The organism is Pseudomonas sp., assembly GCF_048265905.1.
GTDB lineage: Bacteria > Pseudomonadota > Gammaproteobacteria > Pseudomonadales > Pseudomonadaceae > Aquipseudomonas.
Genome location: NZ_JBLXAP010000008.1, coordinates 1 through 18,157 on the forward strand (window position 1 = coordinate 1; position 18,157 = coordinate 18,157).

Genomic DNA, 18,157 nt, shown 5'->3' on the forward strand with positions numbered 1-18,157 from the left:
CACCGAAGCAGATCAGTTCGCAAATAGCCCGCGAAACCGCTCTGCAACCTGATCCGGATCAAGTGCTGGAGTTCAGCCAGTTTCTTGAGCAAAACCAGCTCCTGCGCCCAAACATGCAAGCCACAGACCGCCTCAGCAAACGCAGCGAAGGCAACAAAGGCCTGAGTTGGAAATGGTGGCTGCATCACTATCTATTCTTTCGTATACCGCTGCTCAGGCCGCAACGCCATTTAAGCAGGCTTAACCACGCACTCGGCTGGCTGTTCAGTGCCCAAACAGGGCTGGCAATTTTACTCCTCAGCCTGACCGGCATCGTATTGGTCATGCACCAGTGGGACACCTTTACTCACGATGTGGTCGAGTCGTTCTCAATGGAAGGCCTGCTCGGTTTCGCAATGGCCTTGATCGTCGGTAAAAGCCTTCACGAGATGGGCCACGCACTGGTTGCAACGCGACTGGGCTTGCGTGTCGCCCATATGGGCGTCGCATTCGTGGTGTTATGGCCGATGCTTTATACCGATACAGGGGAAAGCTGGCGCCTCGGCAAGTCTCGTCAACGCCTAGCGATCGCCAGCGCCGGGATCATCACAGAGTTGTCACTGGCCGGGCTCGCCACATTGGGTTGGGCGCTGTGCGATCCAGGGCCGCTACGTAATGGCTTGCTTTATCTGGCGACCACGGGGTGGATCCTTTCCCTTGCGCTGAACGTCAGTCCGTTTATGCGCTTTGACGGCTACTTCATCCTCTCGGATATCCTCGACTTCCCCAATTTACATGAGCGCTCATCGGCACAAGCACGGATCTTTTTGCGGCGCAGCATATTGGGTCTGGATGAACCTTGGCCCGAGCCCTTCAGCACTAGCAGGCGCCGCGCTTTAATTGCCTTTGCTTTCGCGACCTGGTTGTACCGGGTGATTCTGTTTCTAGGGATTGCAGTTGCGGTCTACTTGCTGTTTTTCAAACTGCTGGGCATCTTCCTATTCATCGTAGAGCTTTCATGGTTCATCTTTATGCCGGTCTGGCGAGAATTAAAACATTGGTGGCAAAACCGCAGCGAAGTGCCTCAAGGGCGACGCTACATATTCGTTTCAATCCTTGCAGCTATCACTCTTCTCTTGGCATTACCTTGGCATTCGCAGATTCATATCCATGGCGTCGCGCGTGCGGAACAACAGTTGCAGGTGTTTTCGCCATACCCGGCATACATTCAGCAAATCCACCCCAAAGGAAAAGTCAGTGCCGGTGACCAACTGGCCGTTCTCGATCAGCCAGACATCACCTCCAAGCTGCGCCAAAGTGAAAGCAGCATGCGCAACATTGAGAATCAGCTTACCGGCCTGCAAGCTGACAGCTCAGGCTTAAGCCTGCAAGCAGCCACCCGGCAAAGGCTCTGGGTAGAATACGAGCAAGCGCGCTCGGCACAATCGGAGATCGACCGACTGGTATTAAAAGCGCCTTTCGAGGGCGAATGGCTGGATGTCAATCCGGATTGGAAAGCAGGTCAATGGATCAGCAACAAAGAACCCATCGGCGTATTGATCGCGACGGACCGCTGGCAGGCCGATGGTTATGTCGAGCAGGATGAGGTGCATCGCCTGAGTGTTGGCGATGCTGTGCGCTTCTATGCCAAAGGGCAACCAACCCCTGTATCGGGCAAGGTAATCGCCATCGGCAGCACGCGCAGCAATCAGCTAGCCAGCCCCATGCTCGCCTCACGCTTTGGTGGCCCGCTGAGCACCCAACAGAACAGTAATGATCTGACACCGACCGAGTCACTGTTTCATGTATTGATTCAGTTAGACCAAGCTCCAAACGGCCAGCGTGAAACCTTGGGTGATATCCAAGTCGAAGGCGCCAAACGTAGCTTACTTGCAGAAGGTGTCACCCACCTGTTTGCAGTATTGCTGCGCGAAAGCGGTTTTTAAAGCCGCGAAGATCCGCTCACGCGCGTAATGCTTCTGAAATTAAGCGCCTGAATTAAAAGCGGTCGAGATCAATCACCGCGAAACTGGCAACCGTTTCATGGCCGAGCAGCTCACCGCCCTCGCGCGCTAAACCAATAGTTTGCATACCGGCTTGCTGTGCAGCGTCGAGCTCTTCAACAATATCAGACAGAAAAACGATTTCATCGGCTGGCAACCCAATCGCCCGAGTGATGTTCTGGTACGAGCCTACCTCACGCTTCAGCCCGGAAGTTGTGTCAAAATAGCCACTGAACAACGGGCGCAAATCCCCCGCCTCGGAACAACCAAAGATCAGCTGCTGGGCCTGAATCGAACCCGATGAATAGACGTATAAGGCATAACCGGCCTGATGCCAGCGGCGTAGTGCTTCAACGGCGTCGGAATAAACATGCCCCTTGAGCTGACCGCTGGCATAGCCCTGCGCCCAAACCATGCCTTGCAAGGCTTTTAACGGGGTTGCCTTGCGATCAGCAGCAATCCACTCAAGCAGAATATCGATCACACGAACCGTGTCAGCATCGACCTCTCCCGCCTCGACCCGCACAGCCTGTAATTGCTCGGCAACAGCCGGGTCTTGCGCATGCTGTACAACGAAATCTGGCAGATGCTTTGCGGCAAAAGGGAACAGCACATCGAAGACAAAACTAACGGCGCTGGTTGTGCCTTCGATATCGGTGAGAATTGCTTTGATTGGCATGCTTGCTCCTAATACGCCAACAACCAAAGGCTGGGCTTAGCCTGTTGAGCGAAATAAATCATGTCCAGTTGCTGCGTGAGACTTAAGACGCAGCAACCGATTTAGTCGTCCAAACCAGGGAAATTGCTGGCGATGTCATCGCCAGTGAATTGCGCCACCCAACCTTCAGGATTGTTGAACATACGGATCGCGACAAAGTGGGGGTGCTCCCCCATATCAAACCAATGACGCGTGCCCGCGGGAACTGAGATCAGATCATTTTTCTCGCACAGAACGGCATAGACCCAATCCTCTATGTGCAAGGTGAACAGCCCGCGTCCTGCAACAAAAAAACGCACTTCATCTTCAGCATGGCGATGCTCGTCGAGAAACTTGGCGCGTAGCTCAGCCTTTTGTGGGTGATCTGCAGTGAGGCTGACGACATCGACCGTGACATAACCGCGCTCGGTCATGAGTTGATCGATCTGGCTACGGTACGCCGCTATGACCTCTTCAGAACTGGCACCCGCAGTAATTGGCGCGCTCGCCTGCCAACGCTCAAAGCGCACGCCGACGCTATCGAGCGTGCTGGCGATGTCTTCAAGGTGGGTCAGTACTTTGTTCGGCAGTTCGGGGGACGACTCGTGATAAACACTGAGCATGCTCATAATCTGAGTTCCTTGTACGTCTTCAGGGCAATAATTGTGCGTCAGCCCTGCAATGAATTAATTCTGTTGCAGAGTGCGCAGTCGTAGTTCGCACTCAAACAAAAACTCAAGGGCTTCAATTTGGCGCAGAGCATCACTCATTTGTGCGCCCCAGGTATACAAGCCATGGCCACGGATCAGGTAACCAACACAGCCCGGATGGGCCTCAAGCCAAGGCTGAACCTTGCTTGCCAGACGCGCTATATCCTGATCATTATCAAAAATTGGCACCGTTACTACTGACTCATGAGTGCTTACACCTGTGAAGGCCTTCTGCAACTCATAATCTTCAAATTGCAGGCTGTCACCTTCGGTAATACGCGTAAGTACCGTGGCACCCACCGAATGAGTATGCAGCACTGCACCGATATCCTTGCGCCACTTATACAGCTGGGTATGCAGCAGCGTTTCAGCGGAAGGTTTCTTACCTTCCTCGAGGCTATTACCCTCAAGATCTGTGGCCAGCACGTCATTGAAACCCAGCTCGCCTTTGTGCCGTCCCGACACGGTCAGCAGCGCCTTGTCATCAGATAAACGTGCTGAATAATTACTGCTGGTCGCTGGCGACCAGCCTTTGCCATAGAGAAAACGTCCAGCATCAATAATTTGCTGGGTCAGGTGCTCGCGGCTCAAGTGATGATGTTCGGGCTGCTGTGGCGCTGGTTGCTGTGGCTCTGGTTGCTGATCAAGGCTCACGGCCGATCCTCCTGCAAACGAGTGGCGATGATGATGGCAGCAGCAAGTACTGCCAGGCTGGCGAGCGAAAAGGTCCACGCCGCGCCTAAAGTATTCCAACTGTAGCCTGCGTAAAGTGCGCCCAATGCGCCGCCGATGCCAGCGGTCGCTGCATAAAATGACTGGCCCTGACCTTGCTGTCGATCAGCAAAACTACGCTGTACAAAATGGATCGCCGCAGCATGAAAGCTGCCAAAAGTCGCTGCGTGCATTAGCTGGGCAATCAGCAACAACCACAATTGGTCGGCAAAATTCCCCAGCAACAACCAACGTACAGCGGTGATCAGAAAACTGGCCAGCAATACTTTACGCAATGAAAAGCGCACCAGCAGTTTAGCCATAAACATAAACAGAATAATTTCAGCGAGCACACCGAGCGCCCATAACACGCCGATTGCGCCACGGCTATAACCGTGGTTTTCCAAGTGCAAGCTCAGAAAGGTGTAATACGGGCCATTACTCAGCTGCATCAGGCAAACGCAGAGGTAAAACGCCGCGATGCCGGGCCGCTGCAGTTGCTTGATAAAGCCGCCATCAGCAGGATTATGCGGACGGTTTTGCGGCTGCGCATTAGGCACCCAGAAACTGCTCAAAACGATACCGCTCATGACCAAGATCAATGCCCACGGATACGCATCGAGACTGACCCACTCAAATAGCTGTCCCAGCCCCACCACCGCCACGATAAATCCGATACTGCCCCACAGCCGAATCTGGCTGTAGCGCGCAGTTTGCTCACGCAAGTGCGCAAGGGTGATGACCTCGAATTGAGGCAGCACGGCATGCCAGAAAAAAGCATGCAGGCCCATGATCAGCGCCAACCAAACGTAGCTTTTATCGAGCAAAATACCGCTAAAACAAAACAACGTCGCAACCGCGCCGAATCGCACAATTGCCAAGCGCTGACCAGTGTAGTCGCCCAACCAGCCCCAAATATTTGGTGCAACGCAGCGCATCAACATGGGGATCGCGATCAGTTCACCTATTCGCGCGGGCGCAAAACCCAGGTGGTCAAAATACAAGGCCAAAAACGGTGCCGTAGCACCGAGCAGCGAAAAGTAGAAGAAGTAAAACCCGGACAACCGCCAATACGGCAATGCAGTCGACATTTAGCGCTGTGCCAAGGCGATTAGCCAGCCACTTGATTGAGTCAGGCGTTGGGTTGCTGCAACACCTGACTCAAGCCGGTAGACAACGGGTTTCACAGCTGCGGCAAGACCGGCGTTGCGACTTGGACATTTGCATTTTGACCACGGTGACGCAATAGGTGATCCATAAGAACCAAGGCCATCATCGCTTCGGCAATCGGGGTTGCACGGATACCGACACAAGGGTCGTGACGGCCTTTGGTGATCATCTCGACAGCATTGCCATTGATATCAATCGAGCGCCCCGGCGTGGTGATGCTGGATGTCGGCTTAAGCGCCAGATGCGCAATGATTGGCTGCCCCGAAGAAATACCGCCAAGAATACCGCCGGCATTATTGCTGAGGAATCCTTCAGGCGTCAGCTCATCACGGTGCTCTGTACCACGCTGGGCAACGCTGTCGAAACCTGCGCCAATCTCAACCCCTTTAACCGCGTTGATGCTCATCAACGCATGTGCGAGCTCAGCGTCCAAACGGTCAAAAATCGGTTCACCCAAGCCCGGCATGACACCTTCTGCGACGACGGTGATCTTTGCTCCCACGGAGTCTTGATCACGGCGCAGCTGGTCCATATAGGCTTCAAGCTCAGGAACTTTGTCTGGGTCAGGGCAAAAGAATGCATTTTGCTCAACGCTGTCCCAAGACTTGAACGCAATCGGGATAGGCCCGAGTTGGCTCATATAGCCCCTAACCACAATGCCTTGAGTCGCCAAAAACTTCTTGGCGATAGCTCCGGCAGCAACTCGCATTGCCGTCTCACGTGCCGAACTACGACCACCGCCACGATAATCGCGCAGGCCGTACTTATGATGGTAGCTGTAGTCCGCGTGCGCCGGACGGAACACATCCTTGATCGCGGAGTAGTCTTTAGACTTCTGATCAGTATTGCGAATCAACAAGCCAATCGAACAGCCAGTAGTTTTGCCTTCAAAAACCCCAGACAGGATTTCGACGACATCGTCTTCCTGACGCTGAGTCGTATGGCGGCTAGTGCCAGGCTTGCGCCGGTCAAGGTCGCGCTGCATGTCTTCGAGCGAAAGCTCAAGCCCCGGAGGGCAGCCATCAACAATAGCAACCAGTGCTGGGCCGTGGCTTTCGCCTGCGCTGGTGACGGTGAACAGCTTGCCGTAGGTATTGCCGGACATGTGCAAAACGCTCCGCGATATTATTAACCTTGCACCGCACCATGAATCTGGTCGCGACAATGCCAGCGGTAAGCCTGAGGCACTGAACGTCTATCATGGCAAGCAGGACATTAATGAAGCGCGCAAGTATACCTGCACAGGTGCGACACTTCATCCTCGAACCTTGTTGCATAATACGCGTCGAATAGTTCGCTGATACCAAGATGCCCTCATCGATCTTGCTTAAAGCACTTAACAGTCACGCCAGCCCTTATATCCCAACCTTACTAGACAGTGCCCTCAACATGCTGCGAATTGTTCTCTTGATGCTTCCTCTATTAGCGGGCCTTGCCCATGCAGCACCGACGCCTATATCCCAGCGTCCTGTCAGCTTGCAAACCAGTCAGGGCGAATTATTTGGCACCTTGGTTACCCCGCAAAGCAACGAGGCGATACCTGTCGCCCTGCTAATCGCAGGTTCTGGGCCGACCGATCGTGACGGCAACAACCCAGGTGGCGGTAATAATGACGGCTTGCGCAAGCTTGCCTACGCGCTGGCCAAGCACGGAATAGCCAGCCTGCGCTACGACAAGCGCGGCGTAGCCAAGAGTCAACCCGCTACTCCCGATGAGCGTAACCTCAGTGTTGAACGCTATGTTGAAGATGCCGTGGGCTGGAGCCGCCAACTGAAAGCCGATAAACGCTTCAATAAGCTGGTATTGATTGGCCACAGCGAAGGCGCATTGATTGCCAGCTTGGCCGCTCCGGATGCTGAGGCAGATGCATTGATTTCAATTGCAGGCAGTGCCCGACCAATCGACCAAGTGCTGCGCGAGCAACTCAGCCACCGCCTGCCGCCCAAGCAGCTGGCAATCAGCATGCAAATTCTCGATGCACTGAAAGCTGGCTACACCATCGATAACATTCCTGACGATATGCAGGTGCTGTTTCGCCCAGCCGTTCAACCTTACTTGATTAGCCTGTTCCAGCAAGATCCATCGCAGGCATTTTCTCGGTTACAGATACCAGCACTGATTCTTCAAGGTAATCATGACATTCAGGTTGATGTCGCAGACGCGCTGATGCTCAAAGAGGCGAAGCCTGATGCGCAGCTAGCACTGATTGAAGGCATGAATCATGCGATGCGCATTGTCCCCCTCAATTTGAAAGCGCAATTGGCCTCGTACAACAACCCCAAATTGCCCTTGGCGCGCATGCTGACCGAACAGATAACCGACTTTATTCAGAACATTCGTAGCTGATCCCCTCCAGTTTCCTACAAACTAGCCGATAACTCCTGAGCAAGCGCAACGCTTAGAACAGACCAGCGCACAGGATCGCCACAGATGACCACTGCAAACCCGGCAGAGCCCACTGAAGGGGCAACAATTGAGCCAGAGGAAAAAGTTCACCCTTGGACTGAACTGAAGGCTGAACACTTTCGCCTGCTAAGGCTCACCGCCCAGCCGGTCGATCGCCATACCGGCGCGCGGCCGCTACGTTTTGTGCAATTAGGTCGAGTTGAACGACATAGCCCGCAACTGAGCATGCTACGCCTGACGATCACCCTGCCCGATCAAGCGGTGCGCAAACACATCAATACGCTGGAAGTATGGATTGATCATCGTGCTCGTGAACTGCGCTTCGGCCCTGATAAAGGCTTGCATCTAGAACCGATCAATCGTGGATTAGGCCGTTTTCTAGTTGCTCAAGGTATTGCCTGGGCAAAACAACATTGCGCCCACTATTTGGTCGAGGGCGGTGCATTACCCATCAAATATGCGCCAACGGATGACGCCCGTGCCCGCCGCGACCATTTCTTACAAACCCAAGGTTTCACCATTGAATACCAAGACCCGCTTCAGCTAAAAGCGAGCTATAGCGCTGCACGCGTCAGCGTTTTGCATAGCGACTGGCACAGTGAAAAGGTACAAATAGTCGAAACGCTTGAAGCAGCCGCAATGCTGCAACGCGCTGATCAAGCGCTCAACGAACAAGAAACCAAGCTACGGAAAATGGATGAACGGGCCGCGCAGTACAAACGCGAAGATGGTAGCTTGCGCTTTACCATCGCCTGCCTGGTAACCTTTAGCGTGTTTCAGGCAGGCCTATTGATTTGGATCGCAACGCATTAGTCGGCCCCCAATCTCCGGGCCCGCTCAACGCTCAGGCATTTAAGCGCGAGCGGAACAATTGCTGATGTTCGCGGCAAAGCTTTTCAGGCAACAAGAACACGCCGTGACCACCTTGCTGGAAATCCAGCCAAGTGAAGTCGACTTCTGGGTAAAGTGCCTCAACGTGAACCTGGCTGTTACCGACCTCAACAATCAGTAATCCTTTCTCGTTCAGGTGATCAGCCGCCTCGGCCAACATACGTCGCACCAGATCCAAACCGTCATTGCCGCAAGCCAGGCCCAAAGCAGGCTCGTGCTTGTACTCATCAGGCATGTCGGCAAAGTCTTCTGCATCGACATAAGGCGGGTTGGAAACAATCAAATCGAAGCGCTGGCCCGGTAAACCATCAAAGCCATCACCCTGCACGGTGAATACCCGGTCTTCGATACCATGCCGCTCGATGTTCTGATTGGCGACTTCAAGTGCCTCGAACGACAGATCGCCCAATATCACTTCTGCCTCAAGAAACTCATAAGCACAGGCAATACCGATGCAGCCGGAGCCGGTGCACAGATCAAGGATTCGTGTGGGCTCGCCTGCAAGCCAAGGATTGAATCGATTATTGATCAATTCCGCAATCGGTGAGCGCGGCACCAAAACCCGCTCATCAACCAGGAAAGGCAAGCCACAAAACCATGCTTCACCAAGCAAATACGCAGTAGGAACACGCTCGTCAATACGCCGAGTTAGTAGCTGTTGCAGGAGCGCATGCTCTTCATCTTCAAGACGGCAATCAAGATAGCTGTCGGCAATTTCGTAAGGCAGATGCAAAGCCCCCAGCACCAACTGACGCGCCTCATCCCAAGCGTTATCAGCACCGTGCCCAAAAAACAGCTCTTCGGACTGAAAACGAGACACAGCCCGGCGAATGTAGTCACGAATTGTCCGTAGACGAGTAGGTTGGGCAGCGCAAACGTCAGTCACACACTCTCTCCTTTAAAAATGAAGCGCCAGTTTAACAGTACATAGCAAGGCACTGCGAACGCAGCCTAAGGCAATTAATAACAGTGCCACTAATGCAACCTTGGCCAAAATTCAGTATAAGAATCGCCCCGTGCCTGAAGGCATGTGTATGTGCCCATTAAAGCTGGATAGCTGGCTCGAACAGCTCATATTTTTTAATCAACAACAAAACAGCAACAGAAATCTGAGTGATCAGGCAATTGTGCGGGCTGAGCACTGGCTTTTTGGGCTGGCTTACTGCCATTATTCGCCCCAATACAGATGCACAAAGCTGATCACAAAGTGTGTCATTAGCTGTGCACCACAACCATTTACAAGCAGCAAACTGTCCAACAATTCCAGTCTCCAGACCTGACCAAGCGACTGAACTTTGCGGCTGCATTCAACCGTTAATGCAGTAAGAGGTTCACAGCAGCATCAGACTGGCAGACAATGAATGTTGCCGTTAGAGTCAACAAGGAGCCTTTTAATGTCGCACCCCCAAACGCTACTGCAGCTAACTGGCCGTAGCCATGCCCCTGCCACCTTGAAGACCGCGACTCTGCTGGTTATTGACACCCAAGAAGAGTATCGCAGCGGTGTACTGAAATTACCGCAAGTCGAGCAGGCGGTGGCGCAGATCGCCAAGCTACTCGACGCAGCACGGGCCATTGGCACCCCCATCGTGCACGTTAAGCATTTAGGTATTCCTGACGGCGTCCTGGATCCACGCGGCCCGCGCGGCAACCACATTCCTGAGCTTGCTCCATTGGCAGGTGAGCCGATTATTGAAAAGCGCCTGCCAAACGCATTCTCAGGTACCGAACTGCATGAACGCCTGCAAGCGCTGGGGCGACTGGACTTAATTGTCTGCGGCTTCATGACCCACTCCAGCGTCAGCAGTACAGTACGCGCCACCAAAGATTATGGTTACCGCTGCACCATGGTTGATGCTGCCTGTGCTACACGGGACTTGCCGACCCTTGATGGCCAAGTGATTAGCGGCGCCGAGATGCACCGCGTTGAAATGATTGCACTCGCTGACAACTTTGCAGCCGTGGTTGCAGATGCAAGCGCCTTACTGAGCTAATGAGAGGCAAGTAGCAGCAATAGATTTTGATACAGTCCATCCAGCTAAAGTTCTGAACCACTAGAACCTGTGCCTGTCACACGCCGATACCCAAAAGGAAATCGGAATGAAGCAATCCGATGGTTTCAACGCCCGTCGCCTGCGTCCACGAGAACCGGGAAACTGGCGGATGCGTTTCGCCTTAGCGCTAGCCGCGTTGTTTGCCGCGGCTGGAGTACTCCTCGCCATGGCTGGAGCAGCCACCCTACTCGGCCGACCGCAGGCGCTGGACAGCCTGAATGGTTCACCTGCTGGCTCTGCAGTACTAATCGTTATTGGCTTGCTGTTGCTGTGGCTTGGTATTTCGCTCTGGCGTACCTGTCGCCGCCGATTACGCGGCTCTGGCGATTTGAGCATGTCTCGCCACCTGATGAAAAAGCGCAAGTAATCCTTAATTCAGTCGCACCTGACTAAGCACTTCATATTTTTAACCATTCAACACACATGAAGGCAGCAGGAATGTAGCTGCCTTGGTTACACTAGTGGCCAGTGTGGAGGCCACAATGCAAGACGATGACTTTTCATTATTTCAGGCTCAACTTAAAGGCGTAAGACCGATCAAGCATGATCGCGCCGATACCGGAAAGCCCAAGCTCGATAAATCCAAGCTGGCCACGCTACGCCAGAACGCTACAGTGCGCGCAAACACAACCAAGGTTGATGGTTTGTCGGACCAATTCGTGATCGATGTCGGCCCCGAGGACCCGCTTTACTGGGCGGCAAACGGCATGCAGGAAAGCCAGATGCGCAAGCTGAAGCTTGGTCAGATTGCATTCGATGGCAGCTTGGATCTACACGGCATGAGCGTTGAGAAAGCCCGGGACATCTTGTGGGAGTTCCTAGCTGAGGCCTGCAAGCTCGAAGTACGCTGCGTGCGCGTGACCCACGGTAAAGCTGTGCGCGTCGACGGCCGCAAGCCCATGATCAAAAGCCACGTAAACACCTGGCTTCGTCAGCATCCGCAGGTTCTCGGCTTCACCTCTTGCCAGCCCAAGCATGGCGGTACAGGAGCTGTTTACGTAGTGCTCAAGCGCACGATGATGGATGGCCGCGACGAGGAATAAATGCGCCATAATCTGTAAGATTAGCCAGCGGTATTACCCGTTGACGTTAAATCTGTATCAGCTTGGCGTACGCCGCGCTTGCCAGTCGGCAATCAGCACCCTACCCTGCGCGTCTGTGCATATTTGTTAGTCCCAACAGGAAGATCCATGTCCCTGGAACAGAACTACACCCAGATTCTCGGTCAGCTTGGCGAAGATGTTTCCCGCGAAGGCCTGCTCGACACCCCTAAACGTGCTGCAAAAGCCATGCAGTACCTCTGCCGCGGCTACCAGCAAACACTGGAAGAAGTTACCAACGGCGCACTGTTCAGCTCTGATGCCAGTGAAATGGTACTGGTCAAGAACATCGAACTCTATTCGTTGTGCGAGCACCACCTGCTGCCGTTTATCGGCAAAGCACACGTGGCGTATATCCCAAGCGGAAAAGTCTTGGGCCTGTCGAAAATTGCGCGCATCGTTGATATGTACGCACGCCGCTTACAGATTCAGGAAAACCTCAGCCGCCAGATTGCCGAAGCCATTCAGCAAGTCACAGGCGCGCTCGGTGTTGCGGTGGTCATCGAAGCCCAGCATATGTGCATGATGATGCGCGGTGTTGAGAAACAAAACTCCTCAATGGTCACGTCAGTGATGCTCGGCGAATTCCGCGAAAACGCAGCAACACGCAGTGAGTTCCTCAGCCTCATCAATAATTGAGTCGAGACTGACAACAAAACCGCAATAAAAAGCCGCCTCATGGGCGGCTTTTTAGCATCAGGCCGACGCCTAGACAGCTACAGCAGCGCTACGCCCTGCAATGCGGTCAACGATCACTGCCAGCAGCAGCGTTGCCAATACTGGCAACACCCAGCCTAAGCTCTGCTCAGAAAGCGGTAGCGTCGAGAAGAAACTCGGCACCAGGTTTTTAAAACCAGCGGCTGACAACGCAGCTTCAAAACCGAAAATAAATGCAATCGACATCACAGGGATAAACACCCGGCGTGGAGATAGCCAGAAACGATCAAGCAGGCTTAAGCAAATCAGCACGATGGCCAGCGGGTACAACCCAACCAAGACCGGTACCGACAGGCTAATCAACTGAGTCAGCCCCTGATTCGCTACCAACAAACTGAATACACCCAGCACCAACACCACCACACGATACGGCAGTACCGGCAACAACTCGCTGAAGAACTCACCGCAAGCAGTCAGTAAGCCAACCGCAGTGGTCAGACAGGCCAAGGTAATCACCACGGCAAGCAGCAGGCTTCCGGTCGTGCCAAAGGTGTGCTGCACATATGCAGTGAGAATCTGCACGCCGTTCTGCGCCTCACCGGCAATACCCTGGCTAGTCGCACCGAGGTAGAACAAAGCCAGATACACCAGTGACAGCCCCGTTGCGGCAATCAATCCAGCAATGATCGAGTAGCGAGTGACCAGCTTACTATCTGTCACGCCACGATCACGAATCGCCATGGCGATAACAATGCCGAAGACCAAGGCTCCCAAGGTGTCCATGGTCAGATAACCCTGCAAGAAACCCTGCACAAAGGGTGCGGACTGATATTGCGCAGTGCTTTGACCGATCTCACCTGCTGGCACCAGTAATGCCGCGCCGCCAAGCACCAACAAGGCAGCCAACAAGACAGGGGTGATGAACTTACCGATTCGATCGACCAACCGGCCAGGATTGAGCGACAAGAACATCACCGCCGCAAAATACGCCAAGGTATATATCAGCAGCGGTGTGCCGCCTTCACCGGTGAACGGCGCCACGCCCATCTCAAACGAAACCACTGCGGTACGCGGGGTTGCGAACAGCGGGCCAATAGCCAGATAAACCGCAACCGCAAAGGCAATGCCCGCAGCCTTGCCCAGTGGCGCAGTGAGCAGCGCCATGCCGCCACCAACCCGGGCCAGTGCAACGATGGTTAGCAGGGGCAGACCGACACCCGTAAGCAAGAAGCCAAACGCCGCCATACCCATGTTGTCGCCTGCCGCCATACCAGCGCTCGGCGGGAAGATGATGTTGCCTGCGCCTAGAAAAAGCGCAAACGTCATAAAACCAAGGGCCAGGAGATCCGAGCCTTTTAAACGAGTCATAGAAGGGAATACCACATGCAGAAAATAATGAGTTCCGAGGGTTTCCCGAAGGATCGGGGGAAACGTCGCCGTGCAGGTTAAGCACAACCACTAAGGTGGTCGATGGCCTCTTGTAAAAGCCTTGACCGATTAATCCTTACAATATTAACGAACTTGCCCTTTAAACGGCATTGACACAGGTCCGGGTGTCGAAGCGCAACAACTTCGTGTCGCATCGACTACAGATTAAGCGTGCCACTGGTGCTGAGGGGAACACTTGTTGCGAAACAACTCTCGACCCGGCGTGTTCTGGCCGCATGCTTGCTGAAGTCGATAACAGCCAGCTGTTATGCCGCACACGAGCATGCTTTGCAAACAAAAACACCCTGCGAAAGCGGAGCCTTCGCAGGGTGTCGGGATGACCATCTCATCAACCCGGCACATGACATGTGCCAGGTTTCACGACGGCTTAAAGCTCAGATCAGACTGGAGCTTTAGCGCGCGACTTGTATTCGCCAGTACGGGTGTCGATTTCGATCCAGTCGTCGATCTCGCAGAAGTCAGCAACTTTGACTTCAGTGCCGTTGCTCAGTTTGGCAGGCTTCATCACTTTGCCAGAAGTGTCGCCGCGAGCGGAGCCTTCGGTGTAAGTGATTTGACGAACGATAGTTGTTGGCAGATCAACCGATACCACTTTGCCTTCGAAGAAGACCGCTTCGCAAACGTCAGTCATGCCGTCAACGATGTAAGGCATTACGCTTTCCAGGTCTTCTTTGTTCAACTCGTACTGGTTGAACTCTTCGTCCATGAACACGTAGTTAGGCTCGCTGTAATACGAGTAAGTTACGTCAACACGGTCGAGGATCACAGGCTCAAGCTTGTCGTCAGCTTTGTAAACGGTTTCTGTCGAAGATCCGGTAAGCAGGTTGCGCAGCTTCATTTTAACGATGGCGCTGTTACGACCGGATTTGGTGAACTCGGCTTTCTGGATGAGCCAAGGTTGGCCGTCGATCAGAGCCACACTGTTGGGCTTCATTTCTTGTGCGGTTTTCATACTAATATCCGGATATGAATGGAGTTACAGAATTCTAGGTGGCGTATCATATCCAATTTTGCTGAAACTGCACCAGCGCAGCAGCAAGATCTGCACAAGAAGCCTGTTCTAGACACCATTTTTCTGCATGAATGGTCAGCTCGTCAGCGTTTTCCAGCCAGAAAGACCAGCTTTTAGTCATCGACTGTCTACTATTCCAGTCTCGCCACAGTGAAATTAGCGCTTCTCTAGCAGGTGCAGATAAACCTTCAGTATAAAGTTTCAGGAACGCATTGAGCTTGTCCCAATGAGCGCCCTCCTCTTGCGGATAGATATGCCAAAGCATTGGCCGCCCGGCCCACTGAGCACGTAAGAATGAATCCTCACCGCGCACCGCATTAAAATCACAACTCCACAACAAGCGGTCGTATTGGCTTTGCTCAAGGAATGGCAGCACGTTGATTTGCAGTTTGCCGCGTACCTGACAATCACCAGCTAACAGCTTTCCATCGCCAAGCCAAGCTTGAACATCGCCCAGAATTCGCCCTTCAGGCACCAACAGTTGCGTGGTTTGCGGCAGTGCCGACAACGCATCCAACCAGCTATGTAGCGCCTTGTTCTCGTAAGCGAATAAGGAGATAAGGCGCGCACCAGCGATCGGCTCTACACCGAGCCCACGCAGAAAATTGCCCCCTGCTGCTGCATCCGCCTGGAACGCTTGGCGTTCAGGAACCAGCGCTGCCTCACGCAATAGGCCGCCGGTGTCCGCAGTAAACCCAGGAAAAAAGAAGTATTTCTGCAAGCCATTGGATTGCATTGACGGCAATCCGTGGCAGCCAGCGACCCAGCCCTCAGCACTCAGATATTCCAGATTCAACCATAGCGGCTTGCGCGCACGCGCAGCCATTGCCGCTACATAGGTATCCGGCAAGTGACAGGCAAAGCCTTCTATCACCACATCACCCGGCTCAATGGCTGACCATTGCGCATGCCAGGCGTAAACATCCACGCCCTGCTGCACTTGATGATCAAGCTGTGCATCAGCCGCCGGGCAAATCCGTGCAAAGGCACTGACATCATCGACCCACAGGCGCACGCTCTGATCATGCTCAGCGACCAGTTGCTTGGCTAACCGCCAAGTCACCCCGATATCGCCGAAGTTATCGACCACACTGCAGAAAATATCCCACTTCACAACAGGCACCGCTGGCATTTGATGCGCAAGTTTAGCGCGCAGCGTCGGTCGCTACATCCTCGACACGCCATAGATCGCAAATTAATAGCGGACAAAGAAAACCCGCCATGAAGGCGGGTAAAGGGAGGAGCAACACAAGGGGTAAAACGGAACAGCAAAACTATGGCTGTACTAAAAAATTAAGCAGCAAATGACTGGAGGTCCTTATGACGCATGAGCAGCTCAAATTCCCACACAGACTGGTTGGCAATGGCAGCATCAAGGGATGTGAAAGGTCCTGACTTTTGCACGCCATCAATTACTACATACCAGCAGGCTATAGATCCTGCGGCCCGTAACGCCGCCGGTACTGCACTGCCGACTACTGACATGATATTGATGTGTGACATGGTCGCCTCCAGAACTTTGCTTGAGACAAACGATATGCCAGCAGCTCGGCGAGGAGAAATCAGTCGAATTGATAGTCGTTATCTATAGAAAGCATGCTTTGGGTTGTAACGTTCGAATGAGCAAGACTGCAACCACCGCTCCACACCAGGCTTCATGCCACCCTCCAGCGAATGCCACATCCAAGCATTGATCAGAGCTTGAGCTTCCGATTCCAGACGAAAAACGATCACAACAAGCAATTTTGATCGATAAACGAACGCTTTACTTCATAGCAGCAGATGCTAACTCAAGCTCAAATAAATCCAATAAATCATTAATAAACAATCAGTTAACCGATATTAATAGAGGCAAAGTCTTGCTTGGGTATTTATATCTTAGCTAATAAGCTAGTTGACCAAACTAACTGGTTGGTACATTTTCTCCTCAAGCGTTCTGGGCTTAGTACTCAGAAACACAAAAATAAAAGTGGAGTACCTTTAAATGCCTCGCACCATTTTGGTCCTTAACGGGCCGAACCTGAACATGCTCGGAACACGCGAGCCTGCAACCTATGGCCACGAAACGTTGGCCGATATCGCCGAACTTTGTCGCCAGAACGCTGAACGACACGGCCTTGAGACTGAGTTCAAGCAGACCAACCACGAAGGCGAGCTGATTACCTGGATACATGAGGCGCGTGGCCGTTGCGCCGGAATTGTCATCAACCCTGCCGCCTGGACCCACACTTCCGCTGCCATTCGCGATGCGTTAGTCGCAAGCGAAGTCCCGGTGATCGAAGTGCATCTGTCCAACGTGCACAAGCGCGAAGCGTTTCGTCACCACTCATTTGTTTCAGCAATCGCTGTTGGAGTGATTTGTGGCCTCGGCAGCAATGGCTACCGCTTGGCTATAGAACACTTCGCCCATATTCTGCAGGACTAACCCCTAATGCCGTCTCTTAATACTCCCGGTGTCCTTGCTGGCCTGATAGGCGCAGGTATTCAAGCCTCGCGCACACCCGCTTTGCACGAGCATGAAGCTGATGCGCAAGGCGTTCGTTGCCTGTATCGGCTAATTGATCTCGACGCCTTGAAACTGGATATAAACGCCCTGCCCGAACTTATCAATGCGGCGCAGAACACCGGTTTCACGGGCCTCAACATTACCTTTCCGTGCAAGCAAGCGGTTATCCCACTGCTCGATGAGCTTTCACCTGAAGCGCGCGGTATAGGTGCGGTCAATACAGTTGTATTTACCGATGGCAAGCGGATCGGCCACAACACTGACTGTTTGGGCTTTGCTGAAGGTTTTCGCCGGGGCTTGGGTGATGTTGCCCGTGCTCAGGTTGTGCAGATGGGCGCCGGTGGCGCCGGAGCGGCAGTCGCTCATGCATTGTTGAGTGAAGGCGTGCAAAAGCTGAACATCTTTGATGTCGATCAAAGCCGGGCGCAAAGTCTTGCCGACAACTTAAACCAGAACTTTTCTGGCAACCGTGCTCATGCGGGTGTCGATTTGCCAGATGCGATGCAAAACGCCAATGGGCTGGTCAACACCACACCAATGGGCATGCTCAAATTGCCGGGTATGCCTGTACCCAAGGCTTTATTGCGATCCGATTTGTGGGTCGCTGAAATTGTCTATTTCCCACTTGAAACCGAGCTGTTGCGTGAAGCCCGTGCGCTGGGTTGCCGCACGCTGGATGGCAGCACAATGGCCGTGTTTCAGGCAGTCAAAGCATTTGAATTGTTTAGCGGTGTGAAAGCCGATGCACAGCGTATGCAGGAACATTTTAACGCCATGACCTGAGCAATCAGTGCCTAGCGTTCAACAATAAG

Annotated in this window: 19 protein-coding genes; 9 read left to right on the forward strand and 10 right to left on the reverse strand. The window is 53.3% G+C overall.

Annotated elements, in window-relative coordinates; genetic code table 11:
* Nucleotides 1-1,925: HlyD family efflux transporter periplasmic adaptor subunit (locus tag ACN0UH_RS12270; RefSeq protein WP_417662301.1), on the forward strand; the 1,925-nt coding region annotated here is incomplete at its 5' end.
* Nucleotides 1,926-1,977: 52 nt separating this feature from the next.
* On the opposite strand, the gene mtnC is transcribed toward ACN0UH_RS12270, so the two are convergent.
* The 5 genes from mtnC to aroC form a co-directional block, all read right to left on the reverse strand.
* Entirely contained in the window at nucleotides 1,978-2,661 is a 684-nt protein-coding gene (mtnC, locus tag ACN0UH_RS12275; protein WP_417662302.1) for an acireductone synthase, read from the reverse strand.
* A gap of 101 nt (nucleotides 2,662-2,762) precedes the next feature.
* On the reverse strand, nucleotides 2,763-3,308 hold the full coding sequence (locus ACN0UH_RS12280; protein WP_417662303.1) for a 1,2-dihydroxy-3-keto-5-methylthiopentene dioxygenase: 546 nt from the start codon (nucleotides 3,306-3,308) through the stop codon (nucleotides 2,763-2,765).
* 57 nt (nucleotides 3,309-3,365) lie between these two features.
* On the reverse strand, nucleotides 3,366-3,980 hold the full coding sequence (locus tag ACN0UH_RS12285; RefSeq protein ID WP_417662455.1) for a methylthioribulose 1-phosphate dehydratase: 615 nt from the start codon (nucleotides 3,978-3,980) through the stop codon (nucleotides 3,366-3,368).
* Nucleotides 3,981-4,039: 59 nt separating this feature from the next.
* Nucleotides 4,040-5,191 (reverse strand): MFS transporter, encoded by a 1,152-nt coding sequence (locus tag ACN0UH_RS12290; RefSeq protein ID WP_417662304.1) that lies wholly within the window; start codon nucleotides 5,189-5,191, stop codon nucleotides 4,040-4,042.
* A 92-nt stretch (nucleotides 5,192-5,283) separates the two neighbouring features.
* Entirely contained in the window at nucleotides 5,284-6,375 is a 1,092-nt protein-coding gene (gene aroC, locus ACN0UH_RS12295) for a chorismate synthase (protein WP_417662305.1), read from the reverse strand.
* A 284-nt stretch (nucleotides 6,376-6,659) separates the two neighbouring features.
* On the opposite strand from aroC, the gene ACN0UH_RS12300 reads away from it, so the two are divergent.
* Complete coding sequence (locus ACN0UH_RS12300; protein ID WP_417662456.1) at nucleotides 6,660-7,616, forward strand: alpha/beta hydrolase; 957 nt, start codon at nucleotides 6,660-6,662, stop codon at nucleotides 7,614-7,616.
* Between the two features lie 84 nt (nucleotides 7,617-7,700).
* Entirely contained in the window at nucleotides 7,701-8,489 is a 789-nt protein-coding gene (locus tag ACN0UH_RS12305; protein WP_417662306.1) for a hypothetical protein, read from the forward strand.
* Nucleotides 8,490-8,520: 31 nt separating this feature from the next.
* On the opposite strand, the gene prmB is transcribed toward ACN0UH_RS12305, so the two are convergent.
* On the reverse strand, nucleotides 8,521-9,453 hold the full coding sequence (prmB, locus tag ACN0UH_RS12310; RefSeq protein WP_417662307.1) for a 50S ribosomal protein L3 N(5)-glutamine methyltransferase: 933 nt from the start codon (nucleotides 9,451-9,453) through the stop codon (nucleotides 8,521-8,523).
* 508 nt (nucleotides 9,454-9,961) lie between these two features.
* Between prmB and ACN0UH_RS12315 the strand changes: the two genes are divergently transcribed.
* The 4 genes from ACN0UH_RS12315 (at nucleotide 9,962) to folE (ending at nucleotide 12,360) form a co-directional block, all read left to right on the forward strand.
* On the forward strand, nucleotides 9,962-10,561 hold the full coding sequence (locus tag ACN0UH_RS12315) for a cysteine hydrolase family protein (protein ID WP_417662308.1): 600 nt from the start codon (nucleotides 9,962-9,964) through the stop codon (nucleotides 10,559-10,561).
* A 106-nt stretch (nucleotides 10,562-10,667) separates the two neighbouring features.
* Nucleotides 10,668-10,988, forward strand: coding sequence for a hypothetical protein (locus ACN0UH_RS12320; RefSeq protein WP_417662309.1), 321 nt, complete (start codon nucleotides 10,668-10,670; stop codon nucleotides 10,986-10,988).
* A 115-nt stretch (nucleotides 10,989-11,103) separates the two neighbouring features.
* Nucleotides 11,104-11,664 carry a Smr/MutS family protein gene (locus ACN0UH_RS12325; RefSeq protein ID WP_417662310.1) on the forward strand — a complete coding sequence of 187 codons (561 nt, stop codon included), beginning with the start codon at nucleotides 11,104-11,106 and terminating at the stop codon, nucleotides 11,662-11,664.
* Between the two features lie 147 nt (nucleotides 11,665-11,811).
* Complete coding sequence (gene folE, locus ACN0UH_RS12330) at nucleotides 11,812-12,360, forward strand: GTP cyclohydrolase I FolE (RefSeq protein WP_417662311.1); 549 nt, start codon at nucleotides 11,812-11,814, stop codon at nucleotides 12,358-12,360.
* Between the two features lie 69 nt (nucleotides 12,361-12,429).
* Here the strand turns inward: folE and brnQ are convergent, their stop codons facing one another.
* The 4 genes from brnQ to ACN0UH_RS12350 form a co-directional block, all read right to left on the reverse strand.
* Nucleotides 12,430-13,746, reverse strand: a complete 1,317-nt coding sequence (gene brnQ / locus ACN0UH_RS12335; protein WP_417662312.1) for a branched-chain amino acid transport system II carrier protein — start codon at nucleotides 13,744-13,746, stop codon at nucleotides 12,430-12,432.
* 460 nt (nucleotides 13,747-14,206) lie between these two features.
* Nucleotides 14,207-14,779 carry an elongation factor P gene (gene efp / locus ACN0UH_RS12340; RefSeq protein WP_087516591.1) on the reverse strand — a complete coding sequence of 191 codons (573 nt, stop codon included), beginning with the start codon at nucleotides 14,777-14,779 and terminating at the stop codon, nucleotides 14,207-14,209.
* Nucleotides 14,780-14,825: 46 nt separating this feature from the next.
* Entirely contained in the window at nucleotides 14,826-15,971 is a 1,146-nt protein-coding gene (gene earP / locus ACN0UH_RS12345; protein WP_417662313.1) for an elongation factor P maturation arginine rhamnosyltransferase EarP, read from the reverse strand.
* Nucleotides 15,972-16,132: 161 nt separating this feature from the next.
* A complete protein-coding gene (locus tag ACN0UH_RS12350) occupies nucleotides 16,133-16,342 on the reverse strand; it encodes a hypothetical protein (protein ID WP_417662314.1) in 210 nt (69 codons plus the stop codon).
* 481 nt (nucleotides 16,343-16,823) lie between these two features.
* Here ACN0UH_RS12350 and aroQ point away from each other — a divergent pair, with 481 nt between their 5' ends.
* Together aroQ and ACN0UH_RS12360 are read left to right on the forward strand one after the other, a co-directional pair.
* Nucleotides 16,824-17,264 carry a type II 3-dehydroquinate dehydratase gene (aroQ, locus tag ACN0UH_RS12355; protein WP_417662315.1) on the forward strand — a complete coding sequence of 147 codons (441 nt, stop codon included), beginning with the start codon at nucleotides 16,824-16,826 and terminating at the stop codon, nucleotides 17,262-17,264.
* A 6-nt stretch (nucleotides 17,265-17,270) separates the two neighbouring features.
* Entirely contained in the window at nucleotides 17,271-18,128 is an 858-nt protein-coding gene (locus ACN0UH_RS12360; RefSeq protein ID WP_417662316.1) for a shikimate dehydrogenase, read from the forward strand.
* Nucleotides 18,129-18,157: the final 29 nt, after the last annotated feature.